Source organism: Streptomyces sp. CA-111067 (genome assembly GCF_050956065.1).
Taxonomy (GTDB): Bacteria; Actinomycetota; Actinomycetes; order Streptomycetales; family Streptomycetaceae; genus Actinacidiphila.
In genome coordinates this window covers 6628683-6640830 of sequence record NZ_CP192103.1, presented here as the reverse complement: position 1 = coordinate 6640830, position 12148 = coordinate 6628683, and the positions used below count along the sequence as shown (strand labels likewise).

8 protein-coding genes are annotated in these 12148 nt (G+C 72.1%); 7 read left to right on the top strand and 1 reads right to left on the bottom strand.

Annotated features, from left to right (window positions below; all coding sequences use genetic code 11):
- The first annotated feature begins 16 nt into the window (after nt 1-16).
- From ACQPW6_RS29435 to ACQPW6_RS29405, 7 genes are all read left to right on the top strand, one after another.
- Complete coding sequence (locus tag ACQPW6_RS29435; RefSeq protein ID WP_433892721.1) at nt 17-985, top strand: D-alanine--D-alanine ligase family protein; 969 nt, start codon at nt 17-19, stop codon at nt 983-985.
- A 12-nt stretch (nt 986-997) separates the two neighbouring features.
- Nucleotides 998-1636, top strand: a complete 639-nt coding sequence (locus tag ACQPW6_RS29430; protein ID WP_433892720.1) for a C39 family peptidase — start codon at nt 998-1000, stop codon at nt 1634-1636.
- On the top strand, nt 1636-3021 hold the full coding sequence (locus ACQPW6_RS29425) for a UDP-N-acetylmuramoyl-tripeptide--D-alanyl-D-alanine ligase (RefSeq protein ID WP_433892719.1): 1386 nt from the start codon (nt 1636-1638) through the stop codon (nt 3019-3021). Before ACQPW6_RS29430 ends, ACQPW6_RS29425 begins: the two co-directional genes overlap by 1 nt.
- 518 nt (nt 3022-3539) lie before the next feature.
- The gene (locus ACQPW6_RS29420) at nt 3540-5066 is read left to right on the top strand and encodes a DEAD/DEAH box helicase family protein (protein WP_433892718.1); all 1527 of its coding nucleotides are present in this window, start codon (nt 3540-3542) and stop codon (nt 5064-5066) included.
- Nucleotides 5063-8509: a type I-E CRISPR-associated protein Cas7/Cse4/CasC gene (locus ACQPW6_RS29415; RefSeq protein WP_433892717.1), complete on the top strand. Its 3447-nt coding sequence runs from the start codon at nt 5063-5065 to the stop codon at nt 8507-8509. The genes ACQPW6_RS29420 and ACQPW6_RS29415 overlap by 4 nt, the downstream gene beginning before the upstream one ends.
- Nucleotides 8510-8512: 3 nt before the next feature.
- Nucleotides 8513-9262, top strand: a complete 750-nt coding sequence (gene cas5e, locus ACQPW6_RS29410; RefSeq protein ID WP_433892716.1) for a type I-E CRISPR-associated protein Cas5/CasD — start codon at nt 8513-8515, stop codon at nt 9260-9262.
- Complete coding sequence (locus ACQPW6_RS29405; protein ID WP_433892715.1) at nt 9259-9975, top strand: type I-E CRISPR-associated protein Cas6/Cse3/CasE; 717 nt, start codon at nt 9259-9261, stop codon at nt 9973-9975. Before cas5e ends, ACQPW6_RS29405 begins: the two co-directional genes overlap by 4 nt.
- Before the next feature lie 621 nt (nt 9976-10596).
- On the opposite strand, the gene ACQPW6_RS29400 is transcribed toward ACQPW6_RS29405, so the two are convergent.
- On the bottom strand, nt 10597-12063 hold the full coding sequence (locus ACQPW6_RS29400; RefSeq protein ID WP_433892714.1) for a peptide deformylase: 1467 nt from the start codon (nt 12061-12063) through the stop codon (nt 10597-10599).
- Nucleotides 12064-12148 lie beyond the last annotated feature (85 nt).

Genomic DNA, 12148 nt, shown 5'->3' with positions numbered 1-12148 from the left:
GAAGGAGCCTCACCTGATGTCCGTACTGCCCGAACGGCTGCGCATCGGAGTCCTCTACGGCGGCGACTCGCCCGAGCGCCCCGGGTCCGTCGCTTCCGCCGAAGCCGCCGCGAAGTCCCTGGCCGGCCAATCGCAGGAGTTGGGCGGGCTGAGCGCCGAACTGGTCGACCTGCGCGGACTGGACCTGACCGGGTTGCGCGACCGGATCGACGTGGCACTGCTGGCCTGCCACGGCCTGGGAGGCGAGGACGGCAAGATCCAGGGCACGCTGGACACGCTTCGCATCCCCTACACCGGTTCCGGCGTGCAAGCCTCGGCCATCGGCATGGACAAGACGCGCTTCAAGGCCGTCATCACCGCCGAGGGGATCGACACCCCGCGCTGGGTCCCGGTGCCCGCGGGCCAGCCGCTGGAGATAACGCGGGCCGCGGTGGTGAGCCGGCTCGGGTTCCCGGTGTTCGTCAAGCCCGCGGCCGGCGGCGGGAGCCTGGGGGCCGGCATCGCCCAGGACGACGCGGAGCTCGGCGCCCTGCTGACCGCGGCCGGCCCCTATGGGTCCTTCGTCGTCGAGGAGTATCTGGAGGGCACGTCGGCGACGGTGGGCGTCGTGGACATCGACGGGGTGCCCACCCCGCTGCCGGTGCACACCGCGTTCACCGACCGTGCCTTCTACGACTACCAGGCCAAGCACGACCGGTCCGCTCGCCGGGAGGTCTGCCCCGCCGACCTGCCGCCGCTGGTGACCACAGCGCTGCAGCAGACCGCCCTGCGGGTGCACCGCATCGTGGGTGCGCACGGCGTCAGCCGGGTGGACTTCCTCCTGACGCCTTCGGGGCGGCGGCCGGTGCTGGAGATCAACACGGTGCCGGGCCTGTCCGGGCACGGGAATCTCGCCACCATGGCCGCCGCTGCCGGCATGGACTACGACCGCCTGATCCGGCATGTCCTGGCGACCGCGTTCACCAAGCCCGCTTACGTTCCGTAGCAGACTGTGACCATGACGCTCACCACCATCACTCACCCGGTGCCGTACTACAGCCAGTGGGAGTCGGCCGCGCTGGTGCCGGACTTCATCTCCGGCACCAGGGCGGCCACCGACCCGCTATGGCAGAAGTCCGGCGCCGACAGCGCCGAGGAGTATGCGTTCTGGGCTCCCCGGATCTGCGGCATGGCCTGCCTGCGCATGACGCTGGACTGGCTCGGCCACGAGGTCCCTCCGTCGGTGCCGCTGGTCCGCGAGGCCCTGGACGCCGGCGCGTACGTCCGCGACGGCGACGAGGTCAAAGGGCTGATCTACGCGCCGTTCGCCGCCTGGGCAGCCGAGCAGTTCGGCCTGTACGCGCAGTGCCGCCCGGACCTGCCGGCCGGCGACGTCCAGGCGGAGGTCGCCGCCGGGCGGGTGGTGCTGCTCAGCGTCCACAAGTCGATCAGGACCCTGGAGCCGGCGCCGCCGCAGCGCGGCGGGCACCTGGTCCTGGTTGTCGGCGCCGGCCCCGACTCCGTCGTGATCCACAATCCGTCCGGGCTGCCCGGCCGTTCCCAGCAGTTCCACCACGTTCCTCTGGCCGACCTGAGCCGGTTCTCCGCCGGCCGCGGCGTCGTCCTGGGCCCTTCTACCGGAAAGAGCAGCACCTGATGATCGCCCTCTCCCTCGGCCGCCTGGCCGCAGCCGCCGGCGCGCGCCTGGACCAGGTCACCGATCCCGACGCACTGGTGACCGGGCCGTTCTCCTTCGACTCCCGCGAGGTCGCCGCCGGTGGGCTGTTCGCGTGCCTGCCCGGTTCGACCGCCGACGGCCACGACTTCGCCGCGCAGGCGGTGTCCGCGGGCGCGGTCGCGGTGCTGGCGACCCGACCGGTCGACGGCGTGCCGGCCCTGATCGTGCCCGATGTGCTGGTGGCGATGGCGGCCATCGCCACCCAGATCGCAGCCGCCTACACCGGGGTGGTGATCGGGCTGACCGGGTCGGCGGGGAAGACCACCACGAAGGACATCCTGCGGGCCATCCTCGCTCTGGACGGGAAGACGGTGGCCACCGAGAAGTCGTTCAACAACGAGCTGGGTTTCCCCGTCACCGTCAGCCGCGTGGAGTCCGGCACCGGGTATCTCGTTCTGGAGATGGGCGCCCGGGGGCCGGGCCACATCGCCGCGCTGTGCCAGGTCGCGCCCCCGACCATCGCCACCGTCCTGGGCATCGGCTCCGCGCACATCGGAGAGTTCGGCAGCCGGGAGGCCATCGCGGCGGCCAAGTCCGAGATCGTCCAGGCCCTGCCGCCCCTGGGGATGGCCGTCCTGAACGCCGACGACCCCCTGGTCATGGCCATGGCCGACCAGACCGAGGCCGGTGTGATGACCTTCGGCACCAGCCCCGGCAGCACGGTCCGCGCAACCGACATCCAGGTCGACGCCCAGGGGCGTCCGGGCTTCGTCCTGCTGCACCGCGAGGAGTCGGGGACTGTCCAACTGCGCGTCCACGGCCGCCACAACGTGACCAACGCGCTGGCCGCCGCGGCGACCGCACTCGCCGCGGGCGTGCCGTTCGCCACCGTCCTGGCCGGGCTGGAAGCAGCGGAAATCGTCTCCGGCGACCGGATGCAGGTCAGCACCCGCGCCGACGGGGTGACCGTCATCAACGACACCTTCAACGCCTCCCCCGAGGCGATGCTCGCCGCGATCGACGCGCTGGAGGACATCGCCGGTGCCGGCCGCCGACGGATCGCCGTCATCGGCGAGATGGCCGAACTCGGCGACCAGGCCGAAACCTGGCACGCCACCGTGGCCGACCGCCTCACTGCCAGCGGTACCGACCACCTGGTCACCGTCGGCGGCAACCACGCCGTCGCGCTCGCCGAAACGGCCCGCGAGGCCGGGATCAGCGCGGAGCACGCCGAGACGGGGCAGTCGGTGGCCGAACAGGCCAACAAGGTGCTGCGGCCGGACGACGTGCTCCTGATCAAGGGCTCCAACGCCCTGGGGCTCGGCGCGGTCGCGCGGAAACTGGCCGCGATGACCACCGCCTGACCCACGCCCACACCCGCATCCGACGCCTGGCCCAGTACCGGGGCGCGGGCCGGCACCGGCTCAGCCCGGTGACCGGCCCCGCCCCGGCCCCCGGCAGTGATGCAGACGACCGCCGCCCCGTGCGAACCGACCCCCGCGAACCACCCAGAGGAACAGCTGTGCCTGAGAGTGCGCCGACCGGCCAACCCCGCCCCGAATCCGGTATATCGCCCGGCGGGTTACCGGCTGCGGCAACCGCCCGTCCGGTGGCGGGCGCTACGAGCGGGCCTGGCCACCCCGGCGCGGCGCTCGAACTTCCGGCCGTTGCCACTTCGCCGTTCATCCGCCTGTCGCCCGCAGGCCCCGCCGCGGCTGTGCTGGGGAAGGACGGGCAGCAGCCGGCGTGGCTGGTTCTGGACCCGGGAGCGCCGGCGTATCCGGGGGCGACCCGGCACGCGCAGTGGGGAGTGAAAGTCTTCCGCGGGCGGCGGCTTCCGGCTGCGCTGGAGCCGCACCGTGCGCAGCCGAACTCCTGGGAGATGCTGGTCCAGGAACTGCTGACCGGGCAGCGGGACATCGCACCCGCCCCGTCCGTCCTTCACCTGCGCGATTACCAGACGCCGCGGGCGCAGGCCATCGCCGCCGCTCACCAGGCCGGTGCGCCCGGCTTTGCGCTGGTCTCGCCGACCGGCAGCGGGAAGACCATGACGGTACTGGCCGGGCTCAACGCGATACGCGCCCAGGTGCACACCGTCCTGGTGGTCACTAAGCTGGGGGCCGTCCCGGCGTGGCGGCGTGCGATCACCTCCTACGGCGTCGGCCAGCGGTGGGTGGTGATCAACCCCGAACGGCTGTGGCGGCTCTTCCTCCACCGCCAGCACAACCTGGGATCACTCCCCGCCGAGCGGGCGAGTGCGCTCGCCGCCGCCTCCGGGCTGCCCCGGGTCCTGTTCGACGCGGTGGTGGTCGACGAGAGCCAGGTGCTGGCCACTCCCGAATCGGTCCGCTCCCGGCTGGTGTACCGGCTGACCCATCCGCAGGACGGGTCTACGCCTCCGTTCTTCGTGCCCGCTTCGGCCACGCCGTTCTCCACCGTGCAGGAGACCAGCTACGCCGCCGACCTGATCGCCTTCGCCGCCGGTGTGGAACCTCCTGCCGAGCGCACCGGTACCGGATACGCGCAGTGGGTGGAGAACCTGCGGCCCGGCAGCCGGGCGGCCACCGACGACGGGGGTGTGAAGCGGATCCGCGAGCTGCTCTACCGGCACGGGGTGGGATCGACCGCGACGCAGGAGGAGCTGGGGCTGCCCACGCAGGCGCGGGAGATCCACTGGATCGAGCTGTCCGCCCAGGATCAGGAGATGTACGACGGTGCGTGGGCGCAGTTCATCCGCGCCCACGGTCTGCGCAAGCTCCGCGAACTGCGGCCGGGCCGCGCCGACCGGGGCAGTGAAGCGCTCAGGAGTGTGCAGAAGGCATCGCTGCTCAAAGTCCCACACGTCGCGCGGCACGTCGCCGACCTGGTCCAGGGCGGTCATCAGGTCGTGGTTCCCGCCTGGTTCCTGGACACGGTGGACGCCCTGGCCGCCGACATCGCCCGCGAACTGCGGGCCCGCGGGCTGCCCGACCATGTCGCGGTCATCACCGGTGAGCAGCCCGGGCTGCGCGAGCCGCGCAGGATCGCTTTCCAGCTCGGCCAAGCGCTGGTCTGCGTGACCAACGCGGTCGAGGCACTGAACTTCCAGGCCGGCGAGCGGGACGTGGACGGCGCGGGCACCACCGCCACCACCGCCCCGCGCATCACGGTCTTCGCCGACGTCCTGTGCGGCGGCAAACTGAGCCTGCAGGCCGAGGGCCGCACCCAGCGCGACGGCCAGGAAGCCCCCTCCCACTACCTGGTGGTCCGCGACACCAAGGAACAGCTGTGGCTGGCCAGCGCGTTCTGGGCCCTGGCCGGAACCCAGGAACTGGTCCACTCCTCCACGGACGCCGCAGCACTGGAAGAACTGGCCTACCTCCTCGACGACGGCGCCGGCCAAGCCACCAGCACCGGGGCGTCGGTATGAGCAGTCGAGGCATCCTTTCGTGGAGTCTTGCCGACCGTCCGTGGATCCAGTGCGCCGGCCCGGACGGCGGAACGCATCTGCTGTCCCTGCTCGGCGCGGTGGAGCACTGCGGCCGGATACGGCTGGCGGCGCCGGATCCGCTGGTGCGGACAGCCACCGCCCGTCTCCTCCTCGCCGTCGCCTACAGCGCCGGCTGCGCCCCGGCCGGCTCCGAGGACTACCTCCGGCAGATCCGCCGTGGTGTGGACCTCGCCCCGGTCACCGGCTGGATCCGCAGCAACGCCGACCTACTGGACCTGTTCCACCCCGAGCACCCGTTGTTCCAGGACGCGAGCCTGCGGGACCTGGCCGGCCAGCGCGAGGCCACCGTGCCGGCCCACTTCCTGGACCTGACCGCCGCCCGCACCGGCCAGCTCCTGCACGACCACCGCCACCGCTACAACGGGCAGCCCCTGCCCACGTCTCGTGCCGTGGAGCTGCTGCTGGTACAGCAGCTGTGGGCCAAAGGCGGCCGGATCCCCACGAAGTCGACGCTCTACGGCCCGAACAGCAACGTGGCGGCCGGCAGCACAGCGGCGGCCAGCCTGCTGTGGCTGCCGGAGACGACCCTGGCGGAGCTGCTGGCGTGGCGGCTGACCCCGCTGACGTGCCCGGTGGGCACCGCGACATGGTCCTACCGGCCGCGCCCCGAGGACGATCAAGGCCGCCACGGCGCCCCCACCGGGGAGAGTGACGCTCTGACGTGGATGTCCCGCCGGATCCTGCTGCACCCGCACGGTCCCGGCGGCGGGCAGGTGGCGCTGGCCCAACTGGCCGCGGGCTGGCGGATCCGCCCGGACGACACCCTGCTGAGCCGCAGGCCCGGTATGAGCGACGCCGCCGAGGCCGTCGGCGGAAAACCCCTGTGGGCTTCGGCGGTGACCAGCGACACCGACCTGGCCCCCCTGGCGGAGTCGTGGTGGGCGGCAGGCCCCGGGAGCTGGGCTGCGACCGCCCGGCGGGCCGCCGAGCACCTGGGCTATCTGCCGGACCTGACGGCCGCCGGCCTCGCGGCCCCGGCCAACGCCGGATACGCCTACGCCCGGCAGGTCTTCATACCCGGGCAGCTCCTGGCGGACCCGGCATTGGCCGAGGCGGCCGACACCGTGATGGTCTTCCGCCGCCGCGCCCATGGAGCGGCACCCGACCCGGACAACACCACCACACCAGCCGGGCTGCTCCGCCGTGAACTCGGCACGGTACTGCCACCCGGCTTCGGCTCAGACCTCCTGGAGGACCCGGCGTTTCGCGCCGCAGCGCGCGAGGACCGCGAAGAGGTCCTGCTGGCGGGCGCCCGCCCGACCCGCGACGCGGACCCGGTGCGTCACGGCCGGAGACTGGCCGTCCTGGAAGACGCCGTCCGCCCCGCCGACACCGCACCCGCCACCGTCGCGACACCCGGAACAGCGCGGCCGGCCACCGGCCAGCAGGAGCTGTTCCAGGTCGCCGACCACGGCATGCCGGTGCCGCCGGCAGCCCCGCAGGCCCCGGCGGCCGAACTGGGCACCGTATCTGCCGCTCTGGCCGGATACGACGCAGGAGACCTGTTCGTCACCGCGGCCACCGCCGGGCTGGACGCCGCCAAACCGCGGCGGCACCGGCGACCGGTCCCGGACGACGAGCTGGAATGGCCCTCCCGCGAGCGGCGGCTGGCGATGCTGCTGGGAGCCTGGGCCCACAATCCGCGAATGAACGCCACCCTGCGCGACCTGGAGTTCTGGCTCGCCCATCCCGACCCGGACAGCCCCGCCTGCCAGCTGGTCACCGACTCGCTCCCCGCCGGGCAGCACGAGGCCGCCGTGACCACGGCCGCGCTGTTCGCCCTGCACCGCCGGCGCAGCCGCAGTGCCCCCCTCCACGGCCGTATCCCGGTGCCCTGGCTGATGCACCACGTCCACGGACCAGGCCACCAGGCCACCACCGCCGCCCTGGTCACCATGGTCCGCGCGCCGACCATCAGCGCGATGCGCCCGCTGCTCGCGGCCCAGATCCGCTCCGCAGCCGACGCCGGGGCCACCCCGTCCTGGGGAAACCTGTTCGGCGATCTGGCGCACTGGCACGGCACCGGCGTCCGGGAACGCTGGACCCAGCTCTACTTCGGCCGCCGCACCGTCCCCCCGCCACCTCCCCGACACCGACTCCGACTCCGACTCCCGCGACCAGGAAGCCCTCACCCCGTGACCAGCGCCACCGAACTCCACCTCCCCGACACCGGCTTCACGATCGACCTCTCCGGTACGCCGGGCCCGTTCGTGACCGTCCATACCCTCACCACGCTGTCCGGCGTCGGCCTGAACCGCGACCAGCTCGGCCGGCCCAAGTCCATCGCGATCGGCGGCGCCGAGCGCATGCGGATCTCTTCCCAGGCCCAGGTCCGGGCCATCCGCGACGCGATGCGCACCTCCGCACTCCCCGGGGAAGTACCGGCCGCCAACAGCCGCTACCTGCCCCGCGAAGTATCGAGGCGCCTGCAGGACACCGGCACCGACCCTGCGGACGCCGACCCCGCCGCGGCCCTGATCGTTGCCGCGGCCGGGATGAGCGTCGACCCCGCCGACCCCCACCGCACCCGTGCCGCCGTCATCCTGCCGGACACCGCACCCGACGTGCTGGCCGCCCTGGTCACCCTCAACTGGGACAACCTGCGCGAAGCCCGGGACAGGGCCGAGGACATCATCACCCACGCCGTGGCACCCGCGCCCGGGACCAAGCGCCCGCCGAAACCGGGAAACCCCCTCCACACTGCTGCCGCGCTCGTCCCACCCGCAATCGCCGCCCAGGCCCGTGACGCCTTCGGCCCCGGACGCTCCGACATCCAGCTGTTCGGGCGGATGCTCACCGAACTCCCCCCGCCCAACGGGCACATACGCTCCGCCGTGGCGGTCGCCCACGGCTTCTCGGTGGACGCCATGCTCACCTTCGCCGACGACTTCGCCACCCGCGACGACTGGAATGACCTCGGGGTCTTCGCCTCCAGCATGCTCGGCCAGCAACTGCTCGCCTCTGGGACCCTGTACCGCTGGGCAGCCCTGGACCGGCGCCGCCTGCGCGCCAACCTCGCCGGCACCGACCCCGATCCCGACATCGTCGAGGCCACCGCGCGGAGCATGGAACGCCGGTTCCTCACCGCCGCCGTCTACACGCTGCCCTCGGCGGGCAAGAGCCGCACCGGCGCCGCCGCCTGGCCCACCCTGACGGTCGCCGCGACCTGCACCCTGCCGCTCACCGCAGCCGCCGCGTTCGAAGACCCCGTCCCCGCCCCGGCGGGCACCGAAGCCGCCACCCGCCTGGCCCGCTACCTGCAACGAGCCCACCTGGGCGGCGGCATCGCCCGGTGGCTACCTCCCAACGGCGAACCCGTACCGGCCGAGCTGCCCGGGCAGCTGACCGTGGAAGCCGGCTGACCCGTGGCCACCACCGTGCTGATCCGGCTGTCCGGCCCGCTCCAGTCCTACGGCGCCTCCTCGCACTGGACCGAGCGGGAAACCGGACCCCGGCCCACCAAGTCCGCCGTGGCCGGCCTGATCGCCAACGCCCTGGGACGGGACTGGTCGGCGGACCTGTCCGACCTGCGCACCATGACCTTCGCCGTCCGCGCCGACCGGCCCGGCCACCTCCTCACCGACGACCAGACCGCCGGCGGCGGCACCTTCCCCTCCTACGCCTTCGAGACCAGCGCCCCCGGCGGAGACATCCCCCACTACGGGGTGCCCCGGATTCCTGCACGCCGGCCCGACGGAACCGTCCACGCCCCCTGGGCAGGGAAAGACCGCACCCCGGTCCAGTTCCGCAAGCACTACCTCGCCGACGCCGCGTTCCTCGCCGGACTGACCACCGACGACCACCACCTCGCCGAACACATCATCCAGGCCCTCCGCCAGCCGTCCGGCCTGCTCTACCTCGGCCGCCGATGCTGCCCGCCCTCCCACCCTCCCGCCCACGGCACCACCCCGCACGGCGCCGAGACCTGGCCCGACCGGATCCCCCTGCTGCCCCAAGCAACCACCACCAGGCCGCGGACCTGGACCGAGACCACCCCCCGGCCCGGCGCCGCGCCGAGCCCCGAGCAGGTCCCCACCACGTACCTCGAACGCGACCACCCCCTGATGTTCCTGCTGTCCGCCACCGCCACCCCGCCCCCGACCGAGGAACCATGACCACCACCACGACCACCACCGCCCAGCCCGCCGCCGACCGCTCGGCCGGGCTGCAGGTATGGCGCTCGGCGCTCACCTTGACCGCCGAGCAGCAGCACCTGTGCCTGGACGTGCAGGAACTCCACCGCCTGGTCATGCGCGGCTTCCGCAACCCCCGAACCGTCACCGGGACCCACAGCCCGCGCCCCGCCGGCATCCTGTTCGCCGCCCGCCGCAGCACCCCGCTGCGCGACCCCGACACCCGCCGCCTCAGCGCCGGCACCCCCGAACAGATCCTCGTCCAATCACCCCAACCACCCAACTGGAGCCACCTGCTGACGACGGGCACCCTGACCGCGGCCACGACCAACCCCGTCCGGGAGCACTACACCACCGGAGACATCGTCGAAGCCCGCACCGTCGCCAACCCCGTCGCCCACGACCGCCAGACCGGACGGATTCTGGGCAAACGCACCGCCGAGGAATGCGGCGAATGGCTCCGCGGCAAACTCCACCAGCACGGACTCGACATCAACCCGCAGCACATCACCATGAGCGAAGGCCAGAGCGTCACCGGCATGCACGGCGACCACGCCGTCAAGTTCATCGTCCGGGAGACGTTCCTGACCGGGATCGTCACCGACTCCGACAAGTTCCACACCCTCCTGACCGGCGGCTTCGGCCGGGCAAAGGCGTACGGGTGCGGATTGCTGCTCTCGCGCCCGGTAGAGTGAGACTCGCGCTGAGACGCGCCCATCCCGCCCATACGGCAGGCTGAACCCCACGAATTGTTGTGGGAATTCCCTTCCCTCCCATCGGAGGGCACTCGCAGACCACCACGCAAAAGCGGTCAACGCTAAGCCGGTGTCTGAGACAGCCGATAGGCATCGAGTTCTTCGACGTCGACAACGCCCTGGTGCCGTCGCCGGAGGAACTCGCCAGCCTAGTGGGTCCGCACGTGGACTACCTGGAGCCGATCGTCCGTCGCTTTGCCGGATGCCGCTGATGTCGGGCGTCCGCGACGAAAACGCGGTCCTCGACGTCGGCCCCAGCCGACCTGCCGCTGGACAGGTGAGCCCTCCACTCAACCGGCCGGGAGCATGAGCGAGTGGCGCTGATACTCCCTAGGCCGACTCCCTGACGGGCTGTTCGTCCCCACCGCGCAGTGCCTCACAGCCTGGCACCTCAACCTCCTGATCGACCACCCGCCCGCACACTTCTACCCCCTCACCACCCCAGACGCGTAGAGCACACCGTGACGGGCCACGGCTTGGTAGCCCCGCTCGGCCGCAGACCGGGCGTCAAGGGTCTCGGCACCTCGAAGCCGCCCCAGCATCTTGTGGGCGTCCCGCAGGTCAGGTGTAGTTCCAGGTCTTGCCGGTGCCGCGGTACTGCTCGACGGGGATCGGTTCCACGCCTTGACGCATGCGCTGCCGATATAGGACGCCGTGGAGGTGATCGACTTCGTGCGCTACCAGCCGCGCCAGCCCTTGCTCAAAGCGGGACAGGTGCGTGGTGCCATCGGGTTCGGTGTGGGCGACGACGATGTGCAGTGGCCGGGGCACGAGTCCGCGGACGTCGAAGAAGCTCAGGCAGCCCTCGTACTGTTCGTCGCTCTGCCCGGATTCCTCCGCGATCGTGGCGTTGAGCAGGATGACCGGCTCAGCGCCGGGCTCTGGCGGAATGATCACCGCGGCGGAGCGGTCGATGCCGATTTGCGGGGCGGCCAGGCCCATACCCTTGCCGAACGTGTGCAGGGCGCGTACCCGTTCGACGGCGGCCAGCAGTTCACGTACCACGGAGGCGGCTTCGGCGGCTTCGGCCGGCAGGTCGAAGGGGTCGGCTGCGCGAGCCAGGACGGGCTCGCCGTCCTGGGCGATGCCGGCGCTCGCCATGGCCTGGCTCGCCGACGGGGCGATCTCTGGTTCGGTGTCCGCGCCGGGCTCCGATGTGAACCGCCACTGCAGGCGGTAGCGCGCGTGCTGCGGGGGTTCCATCGTGGTCCAGGTGAAGACGGTCTGCTTGCCGCGCGTCGTGCGCTGCACCGGAGTGCGCAGGTCGGCCTGATGGGCACTGAGGGAGGTTTCGGTCCCCCACACGGTGGGTTCGCTGTCAGCGGGGAATGCGAGTTCGACGCGCAGCATCCGGGTGGGCAGACGGACGGCTCGCTGGAACCAAGGACCCCACTTGTCGGCGGTCACAGCGTAGGAGTAGACGATCTCCGTCTCCTCGCCGGGGTAGAGCGGGAACCGTGCGTCGGGGTTGGCGAATTGCAGCCAGAGTTCCTTGAACGCGTCCCGGTCGTGCTTGACGGTCCACGTCATGGGTTCGGCGCCGCAGCGTGCTTCGAGCGCGAGTTCGTCCCAGGTGAGCGGGCTTCGGCGGTAGAGCGCGTTGGAGCGCTCGGGGTCGTCGGGGTACCGGTCGACGGCGATGCGCACCAGGTAGCGGGTGACGGGGTCAGTGCCGGTGTTGCGCAGGAGGCGCCGCATCCGCAGGTGGTAGTAGGTGCCGTCGTAGGTCAGCGCCGCCTCGTCCTCCAGCACGAAGAGTTCCGCGCCCGGCGGAACGTCGACGGTCTCGCCCACTGCGGTCACCGGGTCGGTGCCCTTCCATGCCTGCCACAGGGCGCCGCCGGCGTCGAGCACGGCCTCGGCCCTGCGGGCGAGGTCGGCGCTGCCGTGCTCCCGGCCGGCCTCGAGGTGGCTGACGTAGGAGGGGGTGATGTTGAGCCGGGCCGCGAGAGCGGCTTGCGACAGTCCACGGATGGTGCGCCAGCGGGTGAGCTCGACGGCGAACGTCGTCCTCTCCTCAGTGCTCAAGTCCTGCATCCTTCCGGGAATTTGGGGTTGAGGACGTGAGTGAGTGCCCCTCACGGTCGCCTCATCCTGCCTTCAAGGTGCTCAC

Bases quoted from the DNA above. Each gene is read 5' to 3' on its own strand.
- ACQPW6_RS29430 (WP_433892720.1), top strand. From the start codon at position 998: ATGACGCTCACCACCATCACTCACCCGGTGCCGTACTACAGCCAGTGG.
- ACQPW6_RS29435 (WP_433892721.1), top strand. From the start codon at position 17: ATGTCCGTACTGCCCGAACGGCTGCGCATCGGAGTCCTCTACGGCGGC.
- ACQPW6_RS29405 (WP_433892715.1), top strand. From the start codon at position 9,259: ATGACCACCACCACGACCACCACCGCCCAGCCCGCCGCCGACCGCTCG.
- ACQPW6_RS29425 (WP_433892719.1), top strand. From the start codon at position 1,636: ATGATCGCCCTCTCCCTCGGCCGCCTGGCCGCAGCCGCCGGCGCGCGC.
- ACQPW6_RS29420 (WP_433892718.1), top strand. From the start codon at position 3,540: ATGCTGGTCCAGGAACTGCTGACCGGGCAGCGGGACATCGCACCCGCC.
- ACQPW6_RS29415 (WP_433892717.1), top strand. From the start codon at position 5,063: ATGAGCAGTCGAGGCATCCTTTCGTGGAGTCTTGCCGACCGTCCGTGG.